The following is a 16,988-nucleotide window of genomic DNA, read 5'->3' as shown; positions in this document are numbered from 1 at the left end:
TCAGCCGTCCCAGGGCTGCCACCGGTCTTCCTGTGCCGGGTCGATACTGCTGCCCCACACCAGCGCCCCACCGATCAGGCCTGGCTTGTCCCGCGTGGCCAGGGCCGGGGCTTCGAGCATGTCGGCGGCCTCTTCCAAGTAGGTGACCAGCGTGTCGAGTTCTTCGCCGGGGGCTTCGTTGTAGCGGGACCACCGGCCCAGGTAGCCGGTCGCGGCGTCGAGGTACAGGCCCGAGGTGGCGTCAGCCGGGCCCAAGGCGACAACCGGAATCCAGGTTGCCTTCCACACGGTGATCCGCTCGTCCGCGGGTCGGTCGGTGTCGAAGGTGTCCTGGTGGGCCTGGGAGTCCATCTTCAACCGGTAGGCGGCGGCCACGGCGTCCAGGGTCATCAGAGCCCAATTACCCGGAAGGCATCCCCCACCACTGGCCCCGTCGTCACCCGCCGCCAGCAGCCACAGGACGTGCAGCTCGACGGGTATCCGGACGCCGAGGTCGCCCTCCAGAGCGGCAATGGCGGTGGGGCCGGCGCCACCACGGAGCGCGGCGTAGGAATCGGGGGCGTTGCGCTGCAGCCAACCGGTGATGCGCTGCCAGGCATCGGCGACCTCCCGTACGGTGACCGCGTCGGTGGCAGGGTCGTCGCGCTGCTCCTCCTCCTGCTGCTCCCGGCCCTGGGCGCCCGCAACGAGCTCGCCGGACTCGGCTGACCCGGCGGACTCGGCGGACTCGGCGGACTCGGCGAAGGAGATCGGGTTCACGTACCGGATCTCGATCCGATCGGGCTCGCGAATGTAGCCGATGGCCAGGGCGGGACAGTCCTCGAACAGGTCCCCGTCCACCGTCACGGTGAGGATGCCGGGCAGCTCCGAGGGCCGACCCATGTCCGGGTCGTCGGCCAACTGACCGGCCAGGACCTTCAGGGCGTAGGCCACGCCGGTCCCGAACTGGGTGGCGGTGTCGCGTAAGAACGGGGATATCTCGACGTCCACGGCCTGGCGTCCCTTGCTGGTCGAATGGAAGGCGGGGCCCTTCATCGTAGGACTCAGCGGTCTTGACGCTTCTACGGATCATCAAGCAGAGATCGACGGTCGGCTGGCCAGCGCCTGATCAGGACCCTCTCTTGAAGCGATCCACACCTCACCCACTCAGCCATCCTGCTGCCCGCGGCGTAAATCGCTGACGGTTTCGCCGAACTCCCGCTTCATTGCCCGGCCGAGGTGCTTGGTGTCGAGCACTCCCCACCGGGCCGCGATCGCGGCCGTGGCGCGGTCTGCGAAGGCAGGGTCGAGCAGGTCACGGCGGATCCGTAACAGGCGTTCATGCCTGACCCAGGCGGCGAAGGTCAGATCGCCGCCCTTGAAAAGCGCATGGAGGTGGCGGACCGAGATGTGGTGCCGACGTGCGACTCGTTCAGCACCGAGCAGGGGGTCGCCAAGGTGGGCCAGCACATAGACGCGGATTCGATCGACAAGATCGCTCGCGACGGAGGCCCTCTCGGGGGTGGTGTCGACGAAAGCAGCGAGCAGGAGCGCGGTGAGCGCGTCGGCCAGATATGTGCGCGCCACACCCTGACGGGGGAGGTCCTCGTCCATCCCGGACAGGGCGCAGCCGAGAAGCCTGCCGATACCGTCCTGTGCGGATATGGGAAGTGCCGTACGCCGGCCCATGCAGTCCGCCCGCTTGCCGAGACTCGCACGGGGAACACAGAGCACGGTCATATCGCTGGGCTCGGCACCGATGATCCGGTAGGGCCGGGTGTTGTCACAGGCGAACAGCTCACCCGGTCTCAGCGCGCTGGTCCGATCGTCCTGGGTCACCGCGACCGGGCCGCGGCGATGCAGTGTGAGGTGCATCCACTCCACGTCGGTGGAAGTGATGCACTGGATGTCCCGTGTCACCGTCGCGGCAGCGGCTTGGATGCGGGCCACGATCACTGCCCCGATGGCTACGTGGTCGACCACGGCCTGGAACGCCGGTGGGCCAGGATCCGTCACCCGCAGCGAACCGAACAAGGACGAGACCGCTGCCTCGAACGACTCCGTTCCCGTTAAACGGAAACCCTTGCTCTCCGTCACGCCGGCGCACCCCCTTGGCATTGTCCACTTCCACGCGCTGATCGCGGTGGGGTTGTCAGGGGCACCCGACGTGTTGGTATACGGCGTAGTCGACGTCGACCTTCCGGCCGAGGTACATCGTGCTCCACGGTCCCACGCACTCGTACCCTGACGTGTTGTTCCAGTAGTCGACCCTGATCTCGATGGTGGTCGACCCACAGTGCCGGTAGTACGCGGACGTCGAGGTCTCATAGAACCCGCACGGTTCCGCGACAGGCGCGGCGGCCGCGGTGCCTTCGGCTGCGCCGACTGACAACACCCCGGCCGTGACGAGCGCGGCGGCCATGGTGGTCATCTGTTTGGCCAGGTTTGCCTTCTTCATGCGTACCCCTTGAACTGACGGCGACGGGACTCGTCACGGACGGACCGTCCACGGTTTCGGCTCCTGTTCAGCGTTCCGTTGAAACGACCCGCAACGTGGCTGCCGCGGCTGGAACGTCCTCCAGGTGTAGCGGCCCAGACGTTGTTCGCGTTCGGGGTACCGGTGCCGAACAAACAACTGCCGAACAATGCGACAGGTGATGCCCGCCCATCCGCAGTGGCCGCGCACCCTCAAATCAGCGACAGAGCCCACGAAGTGGACCAGAGCCGCAACCCACGTACACAGCCAAACGGACACTCCACCGCCGCGTTGTGCACGAACTGGGGGGCCACGATGCGCGTAGTGGTGCCAGGAAGTCAGGGATCGTGACTACGGTCATTTTCAAGAGCAACCATGAATGAAGACCGAAGGCTTCGATCGTCCGAAGCCCGCAACCATTGGGGAGGAGCGGGCTGAAGGACTCTGACCTCCCAGTCGATGTCCGCGGCAGTCAAGGCACCATGCGCCGGGCTGCTATCTACGCCAGCAGGCCCACTCTGGCCAGTGAATCAAGGTCTACAGAAGGTTCCTGCCCACAGTCACGTCACGCCGTGTGAACGACGGGCCGCCCTGACATCGAGGCGAATCGCGCGCCCGGTACCTGCCAAGGCCGGCCGCCTGGACAACCAGCAATCGGTGCCGGACACCGCAACGCGTCGGCGGCAGAAAGTACGCACGGCCGTCGCCAAAACCGAGTGCGCCCGCATCGGCACCCTTGCCACGACCGGCACCACCACACAACCAAGGAGAACCAGTGATCAAGACCAGAATCGCCACTGCTGTCGCGACCGTTGGCGTCACCGCGCTGGCCCTGACCGCCATCCCCGGTACCGCGCAGGCGGCCGACCTCGACCGGGAGTTCTCGTCGCCGGTCGCCGCCGAGGCTGCCACTGCGGATCCCGGGTCAAGGAGCGGCTCGTCCGATGTGTCGCCGATGGCCTGGACCGACTGTCCGTTGACGTACTTCTGCGTCTGGGTCGACGGCGACTACGAAGGACCACGGGGCCAGTTCAAGGAATCCAACCTCAGCTGGGGCAGCTTCTTCCAGTCCGCTTGTCCGTCGGGCACCTGGTCCAATTGCGCCTCGTCGGGCTTCAACAACGGCACGAGCGGCATGGGCGTCGTTGTCTGGAATGAACCGGGGCATGACCACGGCAATTCACGCTGCCTCCCGAAGGGCTGGCGCCACCCCTACTTCACTCAAGTGCACTGGAACGACAACGCGGCGCAGAACATCAACGACAAGATCTCCAGCAACCAGTGGACCTGGAACTGCCACTACTGAACCGTCCCTACCGGCGAGCAGATGACTGGCAGGCTGACCATGAACCACCCTTCGCGACGGATGACCGTCCGTGATACGGCAACCCTTGTCTCCGTGATGGCGTTGGCCACAGTCCTGATCTGCGTCGCCGGATGCGCCGCGGGCACGGCTTCCCGGCCGGACCCCGCGGCGCCCTCGGCGCGGACCCTCGATCGCGCGGCCGCGGTACTCACCAACGACGCCACCACGCTGCGGCAGAGCTGGCGGCTGTTCAACGCCCAACAGGTGCTGGATCAGCGGTGCATGCGGAAGCTGGGCCTGCGGTACCTGATCACGAGCGCGGGCCCGGAGCCGTCGGCCGGGGTCACCACGGCCGACGTGCTCGGATCCGGCTCATCGCCCAGCTACGGGGTGTCCCTCAAGGGGGGCGACGGCTCGGGCGAACCCGCACAGGACCAGTACGTGCGTTCCCTGCCCTCCGCCGAACAGGACCGCTACGTCACCGCTCTCAACGGGCCGGCCGACCAGGCGGCCCCCCTGATACTGCCCAGTGGCGACAAGGGGTCCTACGCCACCGGCGGCTGCACGGCCGGGACACAGGCCCACCTGTACGGCAGTGTTCGCGCCGCGTTCGAAGACGTCCTCGTGCCGCAGGACGTGAACGAACTCCTCAACGGCTACCTGGCGCACGACCGCCGATATCAGGCGGCACTCGGCCGGTGGCAGCGTTGCATGGTGACGGACGGAATCAGGGCACAGACCCCCGCGGCCTTGATCCATTCGCTGAGGGCCAAGGCCACCCCTGGGGTCAGCCCCGCCTCGCTCGACCGCGACCAGCGCGCTGCCGCCACGGCGGACCGGCGCTGCGACGCCAAGAGCCACCTCCGCGCCACGCTCGCGGCCCGGCGTGAAGCCTTCCTACGACAACAGCCCCGAACGACGCTGTCGCGGCTTGAGGGCGTGTGGCAACTCAGGCAACAGGCGCTCCGGCGAGCAGCCTTGTAGGGGTGTACGGCCCGACCGAGAACCGACGGTGAGTCCCGGCGGAGCTGCCCCTGCCCGCCAGCTGCTCTTCGACCGCACCGAGCGCGCCGCCAAACGCAACTGACGCCTGCCCAGGACGAGATCGTGACCAGTGCGAACGGTCCGCCGCATTCATGCGCAGCCCGGCGAGTCCTTCGGAGCCAGGTTCCACCTCTCCGTGTCCACCCATGCGACCTTGGCAGAATCGGGTTTCCATTCCGAACGGGAGACGGTCCCTCCGCTGCTCCGCGTTGATCTCACGCTGTTCCGCTCTTGCGTCGCGCTGTTCGGCTCTACAGCCCAGGACCAGTCCGCCGAACGCGGCGGCGACCGTCACGATGGCGGCCATGATCCGGCCGATTCGCATGGCCTTCGGCTCCGGCGCCCCGGAGTCCGTCGCACCGCGGTCGTCGAGATGGGGGTTCGGTTCTGCCTGTGCCGCGGGGCGCTGCGGAGACGAGGACCCGGGCGAACTCGGCTCGTCCTCGATTTGATTCGCTGGAGCTTCACTTTCCCATGCGGCCATCACGAGGACGTGTCCAGCCGCCAAGGGCTTCACGCTTGCCGACTCGGATCGTTCGAAAGGCTTCAGCGCTGCTCGTATCGACGCGTGTTTCTGCCGTGTCGAAGCCGGCCTTCGACCCCATGCCTCGGCCGGAGATTCTTCTTACCCATTTTTCATAGGGTGCCTATGTAAATGCGCGATACTGATGACTGTGGATCAGTCGCACTCGGAGGACCGCCTCCAGGAAACCGCGCGGGCGCTGGCCGACCTGGCTTCTGTCGTGGTCAGGGCCGTGACGGACCGGCGGGGTATGAGCTTCACCGCCGCCTCCGCCCTCGCCCGGCTGGAGCGGGAGGGTCCGGCCCGGCTGACCGCGCTGGCAGCGGCGGAAGGCGTCACACAGCCGTCGATGACCCAGCTGGTGCAGCGCTTGGAACGGCAGGAGCTGGCACTGCGCATCGACGACCCGGAGGACGGCCGGGTCACCCTGGTCGCCATCACGGACACCGGGCGGGCGATTCTCGCCGAGCGCCGACAAGAGCGTGACACCCGCTTGGCCACCCTGCTGTCCACCCTCCCCGACGAAGAGCAGCAAGCCCTGGCAACCGCGATGCGGACCGCCCTGCCGCTGGTGCAGCGGATGCTCCAGGACGGCACACAGCAGAGTCCCCTCCTCGAACAGCGCAACACCGGGAGCGAGCGATGACCGCCGAGCAGTCCCACATACCCGCAGGCGCCGAACCCGGGAACGGCAACCGCAGAGCGTGGATCGGCGTGGATCATCCCCGTTACAAGTGGGTCGCACTGACCAACACCACCGTGGGCATGCTGCTGGCCACGATCAACAGCTCGATCGTGCTGATCTCGCTGCCCGGGATCTTCACCGGTATCCGACTGGATCCGCTGGAGCCCGCGAACGTGAGCTATCTGCTGTGGATGCTGATGGGCTACATGCTCGTCACCGCGGTGCTGGTGGTCGCCCTCGGCCGGCTCGGGGACATGATGGGCCGGGTCCGCATCTACAACGCCGGCTTCCTGATCTTCACGCTCACCTCGGTGGTCCTGTCCCTCGACCCCTTCCACGGCGGGAGCGGGGCGCTGTGGCTGATCGGCTGGCGCATCGTGCAGGCTGTCGGCGGCTCGATGCTGATGGCCAACTCCGCGGCCATCCTCACCGACGCCTTTCCCGCCCGTCAGCGCGGCATGGCTCTGGGCGTCAACATGGTGGCGGGCATCGCCGGGTCGTTCATCGGCCTGGTGCTGGGCGGGGCCCTCGTGACGTGGAACTGGCGCTCGGTCTTCTGGGTCAACGTGCCCATCGGCCTGCTCGGCACGGTGTGGGCGTACAAGTCGCTGCACGAGACCGGTGTGCGCAGGCCGGGGCGGATGGACTGGTGGGGCAACATCACCTTCGCCGTCGGGCTGAGTGCCCTGCTCGCGGGTATCACCTACGGCATCCAGCCCTACGGCGGTCACACCATGGGCTGGACCAACCCGTGGGTGCTGGCCGGGCTGATCGGCGGCGTGGCCATGCTCGCGGTCTTCTGCGTGGTCGAGACAAGGGTCGCCGAGCCGATGTTCCCGTTGCACCTGTTCCGCAACGCGGCGTTCGCGGGCGGCAACGCGGCCACTCTGCTGGGGTCGATCGCGCGCGGCGGCCTGCAGTTCATGCTCATCATCTGGCTGCAGGGCATCTGGCTTCCCCTGCACGGCTACGACTACGCCGACACCCCACTGTGGGCGGGCATCTACATGCTGCCGCTGACCGCAGGCTTCCTGCTCGCCGGGCCGATCTCGGGAGTACTGTCCGACCGGTTCGGCGCGCGGCTGTTCGCCGCGTCCGGATTCGCGGTGATGGCGGCGTCGTTCGCCGGACTGCTCATGCTGCCCAGCGACTTCTCGTACGGGATCTTCGCCGCGCTGATCTTCCTCAACGGGCTCGGCGGCGGTCTCTTCGCGGCGCCGAACACGTCGATCATCATGTCGAACGTCCCGGCCGACGCCCGTGGTGCCGCCTCCGGCATGCGCGCCACATTCCAGAACGCCGGCATGGTGCTGTCCATGGGCGTGTTCTTCTCGCTCATGGTGGCCGGGCTCTCCGGCACGCTGCCGCACACCCTGAGTGCGGGCCTCACCGCCCAGGGCGTCCCGGCACACGCCGCGCACACGGTCGCCGAACTGCCCCCGGTGGGCGTCCTGTTCGCGGCCTTCCTCGGCTACAACCCGATCCAGCACCTGCTCGGCCCGGACGCCCTCGCCCACCTCTCGCCGACTGCCTCGGCGCACCTCACCGGGCGTGAGTTCTTCCCCCACCTGATCTCGCAGCCGTTCCACGACGGTCTGGTCATAGTGTTCTCCCTCGCCATCGCCATGTCCCTGGCCGCTGCGGCCGCTTCACTGATCCGTGGCCGCGGCAAGGCGTCTCCCCACTCGCCGACACCCGGGACGCCGACTGCCGCGGCGCCCACTCGGACAGCCGCCGAGGTCGGCTCGGCCAAGCCACCCGCCCTGGAACTGCGCGGCACAGTACGGGACGGTTCCGGCGAGCCGCTGGCCCACGCCACCCTCACACTCGTCGACCGCTACGGCCACCAGAAGGCCATCGCCAGATCGGGCCAGGACGGTACGTACGAGCTTGCATCGGCGGAACCCGGCTCGCACATGCTGGTCGTGTCGGCCAAAGGGCACGAGCCCCGCGCCATACAGGTCACCACGGGAACGGAACCGGCTCTCTCGGACCTCGCCCTGACAGCGGTCCGCGGTGTCGAGGGCACCGTGGGCCAAGCGCACACCGGCCGCACTCCCGATTGAGTGGCACAGGTGGTGTCACGGTTCGCGGTCACGTTCGATAGTGTTCTCTCCATGTCGAGTCGCCGTGTCTCCGAGCGCGCCAGGTTCCGCCTGGTGCTCATCGGTGTGCACGCCCACGCTGTGTCCGACGTCGACTGTCGCTGAGCCCCGGGCTCGCAGAGGCGTTCTCGCCTCCTTGTTGTCATCACCCGAGCCCAAACCGGCACATCCACTCTTCCCGTGTCGTCGGTGTGGTCTCGCACAGCCCAGCGTCTCTTTCAGGTGCTCTCGATGCCTTCCGACGGCAATCCCGCCCCGAAAGGCATCCATCCCCCCATGCGTGAACGCAGACTCATATCCCAGCGCGCCGCCGTGGCCACCGTCGGCCTGGCTCTCGTCGGAGGACTGGCGGCCTGCTCCGGGCCGAAGGACAGCAGCGCGGACTCCGGAGCGAGTGACGGAAAGCCCGCCAAGGGCGGCAAACTCACCGTCCTCAACTCCGACGCGCAGGCGGACTTCGACCCCGCCCGCCTCTACACGTCCGGCGGAGGCAACGTCCCCTCGCTGGTCTTCCGGACGCTGACCACCCGCAACCGGGCGGCCGGTGCCGCGGGCACGAAGGTGGTCCCCGACCTGGCCACGGACCTCGGCACCCCCAGCAAGAACGCCACGGTGTGGACGTACACCCTCAAGAAGGGGCTGAAGTTCGAGGACGGCTCCCCCATCACCTCCGCCGACATCAAGTACGGCGTGGAGCGGTCCTTCGCAGCCGAACTGTCCGGCGGAGCCCCGTACTTGCGCGACTGGCTGATCGGCGGCGACACCTTCCAGGGCCCCTACAAGTCCGGCAAGGGCAAGAAGACTCTCGACTCCATCGAGACGCCCGACGAGAGCACCATCGTCTTCAAGCTGAAGAAGCCCGTCGGCGACTTCCCCTACCTGGCGACGCAGACCCAGTTCGCGCCGGTGCCCAAGGCCAAGGACACCGGCACCAAGTACGAGGAACATCCGGTCTCCTCAGGCCCGTACAAGGTCGTGAAGAACACCAACGACGGCGAGCGGCTCCAGCTGGAGCGCAACCCGTACTGGTCCCAGAAGGTCGACGACCAGCGCAAGGCCTACCCGGACACCGTCGACGTGCGCTCCGGGCTCGACTCGGCGGTCATCAACCAGCGACTGTCGACCAGTTCCGGGGACGACGCGCGCGCGGTCACCACGGACACGAACCTCGGCCCCGCCGAGCTCGCCCAGATCGGCCGGGACAAGTCCCTCAAGTCCCGCGTCGGTGTGGGGCACTTCGGCTACACCAACTACCTGGCGTTCAACCCGAGGGTGAAGCCCTTCGACAAGCCCGAGGTGCGGCAGGCGATCTCGTACGCGATCGGCCGCAGCAGCGTCATCAACGCCGTGGGCGGCTCCTCGCTCGCCGAGCCCGCCACCACCTTCCTGCCGGACCAGAAGGCCTTCGGCCACACGCCGTACGACCTGTTCCCCGCGGGCAAGAACGGCGACCCGGTGAAGGCCAAGGAGGTGCTGGCGAAGGCCGGTTACAAGAACGGGCTCACCGTGACACTCACCCACTCCACCGACGAGGGCGAGATGGGGCCCAAGGTCGCCTCGGCCATCCAGCAGTCCCTCGCGAAGGCCGGAATCACAGTGAAGCTCAAGGGTCTGGAGGCCAACGCCTACAACGAGAAGCGCTGGGACGCCAACGACGGCCCCGGGTTCTTCATCACCCGCTGGGGCGCCGACTGGCCCGCCGGCTATCCGTTCCTCGCCCCGATCTTCGACGGCCGCCAGATCGTCAAGGACGGCGCCAACTTCAACAGCGCTCAGCTTAACGACCCGGCGATCAACAAGGAGTTCGACGAGATCAGCGGTCTCACCGACCTGGACGCCGCGGCCAAGCGCTGGGGCGCCCTGGACAAGAAGATCGGTGCGCAGGCCCTCACGGTGCCGCTCTACCACCCGGTCTACCAGCGCCTGGTCGGCAAGGACATCAAGAACGTCGTCATCAGCGACTGGACCGGCGTCCTCGACATCTCGCAGGCGGCGGTCAAGTAATGACCGTGCAGGACGTGTTGGCACCCGGGGCGGGCGTGCCGGCCGCCCCGGGACCCGCGGCGGGGGCCCGTGGTGTGTGGCGGACGCTGCGCACCCGGCCCTCGGCCGTCGTCTCGGGCGCGGTGCTCGCCGCGCTGGTCCTCGCCGCGCTCGCCGCGCCACTGCTCTCGGCGCTGAGCGGGCAGGACCCGTACACCTACCACGACGAGCTGGTCGACTCCGCGAGCGGTGGCGCGCCGAAGGGTTCCTTCGGGGGTGTCAGCGGCGAGCACTGGCTGGGTATCGAGCCGGGCACCGGCCGCGATCTCTTCGCCCGGCTGGTGTACGGCGCCCGGGTGTCACTGCTGGTGGCGGCGGGGGCGACGCTGCTCCAGGTGGTGATCGGTGTGAGCGTCGGCCTGGCCGCGGCGCTCGGCAGCAGGTGGGCGGACCAGCTCCTCAGCAGGATCACCGACGTGATGGTGGCCCTGCCGATGCTGGTCCTCGCCATCGCGCTGACCACCGTGGTCCCGGGTGACTTCCCTCGCCCGCTGCTCCTGATCCTGGTCATGGGTGCCCTCAACTGGGGTGGCACCTCCCGGGTCGTACGGGCCCAGGCCCTGACGCTGCGCCGCCTCGACTTCGTGGCGGCGGCCCGGCTGGGTGGCTCGGGTCCCTTGCGGGTGGTGCGGCGGGAGCTGCTGCCGTCGCTCGCGGCGCCCGTCATCACGTACGCGGCCATCCTCCTGCCCTCCAACATCGTGCTGGAGGCGTCGCTGTCGTTCCTCGGCATCGGCGTGACACCGCCCACGCCCTCGTGGGGCCAGATGTTGTCGACGGCGACCACCTGGTTCCGTGCCGACCCCCTGTACGTCCTGCTGCCGTCCGGGCTGCTGTTCGTCACCGTCCTCGCCTTCACCGTGCTGGGCGACGCGGTGCGCACCGCGCTCGATCCGCGGGAGGCGAGCCGCCTGCGGGTGGGCACCCGCAAGGAGAAGACCCGTGACTGACCGTTTTCCGGGCGCGCGCTTCGCGGCCAAGCGCCTGCTGGGGGCCGCACTGGTCCTGCTGGTGCTCTCCGCCGTGCTGTACGCGCTCTTCTACGTCGTCCCCGGCGACCCCGCCCAACTCGCGTGCGGGGAGCGATGCAACCCGGCCCAGGTGGCGCAGGTGCGTCAGCAGCTGGGGCTCGACGAGCCGACGTACGCCCAGTATCTGCACTTTCTGCAGGGCCTGTTCGCGGGACGCGACTACTCGGCGGGCACCTCGCTGCAGCACTGCGCCGCGCCCTGCCTCGGCCTGTCCCACCAGAACGACCAGCAGGTCACCACGCTGATCCTGGAGGGCCTTCCGGCCACCGCCTCGCTCGCCTTCGGTGCGATGGCGGTATGGCTGTCGCTGGGTGTCGGCACGGGGCTGCTGTCCGCGCTGAGGCGGGGCGGCGCGACGGAGCGTGTGCTGACCATCTTGACCCTGGCCGGGACCGGCACCCCGGTCTTCATCCTGGGTCTGCTGCTCCTCATGGTCGTCTGCGCCTATCTCCAGTGGCTGCCCTTCCCGTCGTACGTACCGCTGTCCCAGGATCCCGAGCAGTGGGCGTGGAACATGTTGCTGCCGTGGCTGACGCTGGGCCTCTTCGAGAGCGCGAAGTACGCCCGGCTCACGCGTTCCTCCACTCTCGAGGTCCTCGCGGAGGACCACATCCGCACGTTCCGTGCGTACGGGGTGAGCGAACGCGCCATCGTCACCCGGCACGCGCTGCGCGGGGCGCTGCCTCCGGTGATCGCGCTGAGCGCCCTGGACCTGGGGTCGATGATGGGCGGCGCGATGCTCACCGAGCAGTTGTTCGGCATCCCGGGCCTGGGCCGGCTCCTCATCGACAGCGTCCGCTCCGTCGACCTGCCGGTCGTCGTCGGCGTGGTCCTCGTGATCGGGACCGCCGTGGTCCTCGCCAACGCCGTGGCGGACGTCCTCTACGCCCTGGCCGACCGAAGGGTGGTCCTGTCGTGACATCACAGCAGCCGACGGGTGCGTCCGCCTCGACGGCCGAACCGCTCGTCGACGTCCAAGGGCTGACGGTCGAGTTCCCCACGGGAGGCGAGACCGTACGGGCCGTCGACGACCTGTCCTTCCGGCTCACCGCCGGACAGGCACTGGGGATCGTGGGTGAGTCCGGTTCCGGGAAGAGCACGGTCGCCGCGGCGCTGCTGGGCCTGCATCGTGGCACCGGAGCGCATCTGAGCGGCACGGTGCGGGTCGGCGGGATCGATGTGGAGACCGCGTCCGTGCGGGAGTTGCGGCACCTGCGCGGCGGGACCGCGGCCATGGTCTTCCAGGACCCGCTGTCCTCCCTCGACCCCTACATGGCCGTCGGCGACCAGATCGCCGAGGTCCACCGGGCACACGCCCCGCACGTCTCGCGGCGGGCCGCGCGGCAGCGCGCTGTGACCGTGCTGGACAGGGTCGGCATCCCCGATGCGGCCCGCCGCTCCCGTTCCCGGCCGCACGAGTTCAGCGGCGGCATGCGCCAGCGTGCCCTGATCGCGATGGCGCTCGCCTGCGAACCGCGGCTGCTGGTGGCCGACGAGCCGACCACCGCGCTGGATGTGACGGTCCAGGCCCAGATCCTCGACCTGCTGCACGACCTGCGCGCGGAGACCGGCATGGGCCTGATCCTGGTCTCCCACGACCTGGGGGTGGTGGCGGGCAGCGTGGAGGACATGCTGGTCATGAGGGACGGGCGCGCCGTCGAGCGCGGCCCGGTCGGCGCAGTCCTCAGTGCCCCTCAACAGCCCTACACACGCGAGCTGTTGGCGGCCGTGCCCCGGGTGGACACGCGGCGTTCCGCGGTGGTCATCCCCGTATCTGCCGTTCCGTCCGCGTCCGGTGGAGACATCCTGCTGGAAGCGGTCGGCGTGCGCAGGGAGTTCGGGCGCCGAAGGGACCGTACGGTCGCCGTGGACGGTGTCTCGCTGACCGTGGCGCAGGGCGAGACCCTCGGCATCGTCGGTGAATCGGGCAGCGGCAAGACCACGCTGGGCCGGATGCTGGTCCGCCTGCTGGAGCCCAGCGGTGGCTCCGTCCGGTATCAGGGGCGCGAGTTGACCGGTTTCCGCAGCGATCTGCAGATGGTGTTCCAGGACCCTGTCTCCTCGCTCAATCCACGTCGCAGTATTGGTGAGTCCGTCGCCGACCCGCTGCGCGCCGCCGGAACCCTGACCGACGCGGAGATCACACGGCGCGCGAGCGAACTCCTGGAGCGTGTCGGACTCGACCCGCGCTGGTATCACCGCTATCCGCACGAGTTCAGTGGTGGTCAGCGCCAGCGGGTGGGCATCGCACGGGCACTCGCGCCCGGGCCCGGGCTCATCGTGTGCGACGAGCCGGTCTCCGCGCTCGACGTCACCACCCAGGCACAGGTCCTGGACCTCCTGGCGCAGCTCCAACGCGACCTCGGGCTCGCGCTGGTGCTGATCGCCCACGACCTGGCGGTGGTACGCCGGGCCAGCGACCGGGTGGCGGTCATGCGCCAGGGCACTGTCGTCGAGGAGGGCCCGTCGGACACGGTCTACGACAGCCCGCAGGACCCGTACACCAAGGCCCTGCTGGCAGCCGTCCCGGTGCTCAACCCGGCGGAGGCGGCCCGTCGACGCGCGGCCCGCGCAAGCGGGGACACCCGGGTGGTCAAGGCGGCTGTCGGCTAGCCTGCCCGGCGCGTGTCCACCGTGGCTGCCCCTACGCGTGCGGGGCGGCCACGGCAGGTCCTGGTTGGCCGGGGAGGCCTTGGCCGGCCTGTCAGCGCAGGTCGAGGCGCATCAGGATCCGGGGATGACCGGCCAGTACCGAGGTGGTGTCGGCGGCGTGGGTGAACCCGGCGCGTTCGAAGTTCTTCCTGAGTCCTGCGTACGCCATCGTCATGTCGACCTTGGCGTCACCGTTGTCGAGGGGGTACGCCTCGACGACCGGTGCGCCGCGGTCGCGGGCGTACTCGACCGCTCCGGCGATGAGAGCGTGCGAGATCCCCTGCTTCCGGTGGCCGGGGCGTACGCGGATGCACCACAGCGACCAGACCGGGAGGTCATCGACGTGCGGGATCTTGCGGTTGCGTGCGAAGGAGGTGTCGGAGCGCGGCGCCACGGCGGCCCAGCCGACCGGCTCGTCGCCGTCGTAGGCGAGCACTCCAGGCGGGGGTCCCGTACGGCACAGTTCGGCGACGTATTCGCCGCGGGCCGGCCCGCGAAGCTCGTTGTTGAGCTTGGACGGGATCCGGTAGCTCAGGCACCAGCAGACGTTCGCCCCGGGCGACTTCGGGCCGACCAGGGTGCGGACGTCCTCGAAGACCGCAGCCGGGCGCACTTCGATGGTCATGGCACCACGATGGCACGGTGTGCGCGGTGACGCCGTGCGACCTTCCGGCGGCACGGATCCGATCGGATCCGGTTCCTTCGGGTCCCACAACACGTTCGCCGGACCCGAGTGGTCAGCGGATGTCCGAGTCCGGGTGGGCCGTGTCCCACGCCTGGTGGGAGGCGGCGATGGCCGGGCGATGGGCGATCGACCAGTCGGCGAGGGCCTTCACGAGGTGGGTGAGGCTGTGTCCCATCTCGGTCAGCTCGTACTCGACCTGGGGCGGGACGGTGGGATACACCGTGCGCCTCACCAGACCGTCGCGCTCGAGCCGACGGACGGTGAGCGTCAGCATGCGCTGCGATATGTCGCCGGGGATGGCGCGCTGGAGCTCCTTGAATCGGCGGATGCCTGAGGCGAGTTCGACCACCACGTAGACGGACCACTTGTCGCCGAGCCGGTCCAGTACGTCCCGGACACCGCACTCGTCCTGCGGTGTCTCGCAGACGATCACGGCTTCGGCGACCACCGGGGCGGTCGCCGGGCTGGTTACCGCCATGTGCCCTGCTGACATGAAAGTGCCTCCTTATGCGATCGAGTTCCTCTGCCGAGGATGGAACCACACAGCTCAGGAGGGACTTCCCATGATTCTGGTCACCGGCGCCGCCGGGGCACTCGGTCGGCTCGTCACCCGGCAACTGGCGGCGCGCGACGACGTGGTGCTCGGCACCCGCGCACCGCGTTCCGCGGGTGAGCGCCGCGTCGACTTCGACGATCCGGCGTCGCTCGACTTCACGGGCGTGGACACGCTGCTGCTGGTCTCCGCGGGGTTCGGCGAGGACGACGTGGTCATCGCCCGTCACGACGCGGCCATCACAGCGGCCGAGAAGGCGGGCGTACGGCACATCGTCTACACCAGCCTCAGCGGAGACGGCGACCACCTCGCCTACGCACTCCCCCATCGCTGGACCGAGCGCAGAATCCGGCGGAGCAGCTCGGAGTGGACCGTCCTGCGCAATGGCCTGTACGCGGAGTTCCTCGCCGCCATCGCCGCCCCCGGCCCCGACGGGACCATCACCGCGCCGCTCGGCGGCGGGCGCCTGGCCGCCGTCGCCCGCGAGGATCTCGCGGAGGTGGCCGCTCGCGTGGTGAGCGCCCCGCAGCGGCATGCGGGCCGCACGTACGAGCTTGTCGGCGAGGAAGCCCTCGGCGGCACGGAGCTGGCGGCCGCAGTCCGCGGCTCCTACGAACCCGGCTCGCTCACCCGAGCCCGGGAAACGATCGCTGCCGCCGGAGAGGCGCTGCCCTACCAACTGCCGATGCTCGTGGGAACGTACTCGGCGATCGCGGCCGGCTTCCTGGACGGCACGGGCATCGAACACAACGCGCTTCGCGAGCTGTTGGAGCGGGAGCCACGGTCCGCGCTGGAGGCATACGCGGCCTCGGTCGGCGCCGCGCGCTCGGCACCGTAGACCGCTTCGGGCCGACGCCGCCCCACTCCTCAGCCGATCCGCCAGGGACGAAGCTTCTCGGGGTTTCGGACCGCCCAGATGTGCCTGACCCGGTCGCCCGCGATCTCGAAGGCGAACACGGTCGCGATCTCTCCGTCCTGCCATGCCACCAAGCCGGGCAGGCCGTTGACCGTGCACTCCCGGAACGTCGTGCGGTCCCCCGACACACGGGCGATCTCGGCGTAGGCACGGGCGATCCGCTCACCGCCCACGATCGGGTGCAGGTGGGTGACGGCCCGCCCGCCGCCGTCGGCGGTCGCGGTGGCGTCGGGGTCGAGCAGGCCGATCAGGGCATCGATGTCCTTGGCCTCCCACGCCGTTCTGAACTGCCTGACGATCCCGGCCTGTCCGGCACTCGGGCCTACTGGCGTCTGAGCGGTATGGATGCGACGGCGGGCGGACGAGGCCAGTTGACGGCATGCCGCCGGAGTACGTCCGACGATCTCCGCCACCTCGCCGAAGGGGTAGCGGAAGACGTCGTGCAGGACGAACGCGACGCGCTCGGCCGGGGTCATCGAATCGAGGACGACCAGGAAGGCCATCGTCACCGACTCGTCGAGGGTCACCCGATCGGCCGGGTCGATCGCGCCGACGCCGGAGCGCCCGGTGATCCACTCCGTGGGCTCGGGCAGCGGTTCCGGGATCCAGTCGCCCACGTACGTCTCCCGCCTGGCCCGTGCCGAGCCGAGCAGATTGAGGCAGATGTGGCTGGCGACCGTCACCAGCCAGGCGCCGGGCGACTCGATGGCCTGCTGCTCTCGTGCGGACATGGCGTACCAGCGGGCGTAGGTCTCCTGCACGACATCCTCGGCGTCGGCGAGGGACCCGAGGAGTCGATAGCCGAGGTTGATCAACTGGCGCCGCTCGCTCATGATCGCGCTGAGGCCCGGATCGCCCTGGTCGCCCTGATCACTCGGATCACTCGGTTCGTCGCCGGGCTCGGCTCTGGTGGTCATGGTCTGGCCCCGTCTCCCTCGCTCGCTTCTGTGTCTCTGACCGTTATGACAAGACAGCGCACCGGAATGTGAG

General features: G+C 69.0%; 16 protein-coding genes. 10 read left to right on the top strand and 6 right to left on the bottom strand.

Translation table 11 applies throughout. The features are described 5' to 3' along the window. From JEQ17_RS46755 to JEQ17_RS46745, 3 genes are all read right to left on the bottom strand, one after another. Entirely contained in the window at positions 1-1,035 is a 1,035-nt protein-coding gene (locus JEQ17_RS46755) for an SMI1/KNR4 family protein (protein ID WP_234048639.1), read from the bottom strand. A gap of 111 nt (positions 1,036-1,146) precedes the next feature. Continuing rightward, positions 1,147-2,076, bottom strand: a complete 930-nt coding sequence (locus JEQ17_RS46750; protein WP_234048638.1) for an AraC-like ligand-binding domain-containing protein — start codon at positions 2,074-2,076, stop codon at positions 1,147-1,149. A gap of 55 nt (positions 2,077-2,131) precedes the next feature. Beyond that, positions 2,132-2,437, bottom strand: coding sequence for a DUF6355 family natural product biosynthesis protein (locus tag JEQ17_RS46745; RefSeq protein WP_234048637.1), 306 nt, complete (start codon positions 2,435-2,437; stop codon positions 2,132-2,134). 793 nt (positions 2,438-3,230) lie between these two features. On the opposite strand from JEQ17_RS46745, the gene JEQ17_RS46740 reads away from it, so the two are divergent. From JEQ17_RS46740 to JEQ17_RS46705, 9 genes are all read left to right on the top strand, one after another. Beyond that, positions 3,231-3,761 carry a peptidase inhibitor family I36 protein gene (locus JEQ17_RS46740; protein ID WP_200401022.1) on the top strand — a complete coding sequence of 177 codons (531 nt, stop codon included), beginning with the start codon at positions 3,231-3,233 and terminating at the stop codon, positions 3,759-3,761. 60 nt (positions 3,762-3,821) lie between these two features. Beyond that, a complete protein-coding gene (locus tag JEQ17_RS46735) occupies positions 3,822-4,745 on the top strand; it encodes a hypothetical protein (protein WP_200401021.1) in 924 nt (307 codons plus the stop codon). Positions 4,746-5,479: 734 nt separating this feature from the next. Then, positions 5,480-5,974: a MarR family winged helix-turn-helix transcriptional regulator gene (locus JEQ17_RS46730; protein WP_234048636.1), complete on the top strand. Its 495-nt coding sequence runs from the start codon at positions 5,480-5,482 to the stop codon at positions 5,972-5,974. Next, positions 5,971-8,079: an MFS transporter gene (locus JEQ17_RS46725; protein WP_200401019.1), complete on the top strand. Its 2,109-nt coding sequence runs from the start codon at positions 5,971-5,973 to the stop codon at positions 8,077-8,079. The genes JEQ17_RS46730 and JEQ17_RS46725 overlap by 4 nt, the downstream gene beginning before the upstream one ends. 51 nt (positions 8,080-8,130) lie before the next feature. Beyond that, positions 8,131-8,223 (top strand): Ms4533A family Cys-rich leader peptide, encoded by a 93-nt coding sequence (locus tag JEQ17_RS50760; protein WP_325176319.1) that lies wholly within the window; start codon positions 8,131-8,133, stop codon positions 8,221-8,223. A 171-nt stretch (positions 8,224-8,394) separates the two neighbouring features. Further along, on the top strand, positions 8,395-10,122 hold the full coding sequence (locus JEQ17_RS46720) for an ABC transporter substrate-binding protein (RefSeq protein ID WP_200401018.1): 1,728 nt from the start codon (positions 8,395-8,397) through the stop codon (positions 10,120-10,122). Beyond that, complete coding sequence (locus JEQ17_RS46715) at positions 10,122-11,111, top strand: ABC transporter permease (protein WP_200401017.1); 990 nt, start codon at positions 10,122-10,124, stop codon at positions 11,109-11,111. Before JEQ17_RS46720 ends, JEQ17_RS46715 begins: the two co-directional genes overlap by 1 nt. Beyond that, positions 11,104-12,111, top strand: coding sequence for an ABC transporter permease (locus tag JEQ17_RS46710; protein WP_200401016.1), 1,008 nt, complete (start codon positions 11,104-11,106; stop codon positions 12,109-12,111). The genes JEQ17_RS46715 and JEQ17_RS46710 overlap by 8 nt, the downstream gene beginning before the upstream one ends. Next, positions 12,108-13,805, top strand: coding sequence for a dipeptide ABC transporter ATP-binding protein (locus JEQ17_RS46705; RefSeq protein ID WP_200401015.1), 1,698 nt, complete (start codon positions 12,108-12,110; stop codon positions 13,803-13,805). The genes JEQ17_RS46710 and JEQ17_RS46705 overlap by 4 nt, the downstream gene beginning before the upstream one ends. 91 nt (positions 13,806-13,896) lie before the next feature. Here JEQ17_RS46705 and JEQ17_RS46700 read toward each other — a convergent pair whose 3' ends face one another. Beyond that, complete coding sequence (locus JEQ17_RS46700) at positions 13,897-14,469, bottom strand: GNAT family N-acetyltransferase (protein WP_200401014.1); 573 nt, start codon at positions 14,467-14,469, stop codon at positions 13,897-13,899. 112 nt (positions 14,470-14,581) lie between these two features. Beyond that, positions 14,582-15,022, bottom strand: a complete 441-nt coding sequence (locus JEQ17_RS46695) for a winged helix-turn-helix transcriptional regulator (RefSeq protein ID WP_200401013.1) — start codon at positions 15,020-15,022, stop codon at positions 14,582-14,584. Positions 15,023-15,092: 70 nt separating this feature from the next. Between JEQ17_RS46695 and JEQ17_RS46690 the strand changes: the two genes are divergently transcribed. Beyond that, positions 15,093-15,920 carry an NAD(P)H-binding protein gene (locus JEQ17_RS46690; RefSeq protein WP_200401012.1) on the top strand — a complete coding sequence of 276 codons (828 nt, stop codon included), beginning with the start codon at positions 15,093-15,095 and terminating at the stop codon, positions 15,918-15,920. 29 nt (positions 15,921-15,949) lie between these two features. On the opposite strand, the gene sigJ is transcribed toward JEQ17_RS46690, so the two are convergent. Continuing rightward, complete coding sequence (gene sigJ / locus JEQ17_RS46685; protein WP_200401011.1) at positions 15,950-16,915, bottom strand: RNA polymerase sigma factor SigJ; 966 nt, start codon at positions 16,913-16,915, stop codon at positions 15,950-15,952. Positions 16,916-16,988 lie beyond the last annotated feature (73 nt).

Source organism: Streptomyces liliifuscus (assembly GCF_016598615.1).
Lineage (GTDB): Bacteria > Actinomycetota > Actinomycetes > Streptomycetales > Streptomycetaceae > Streptomyces > Streptomyces liliifuscus.
Note: the sequence above shows the minus strand (reverse complement) of the source record. Positions and strands in the feature narration are given on the sequence as shown.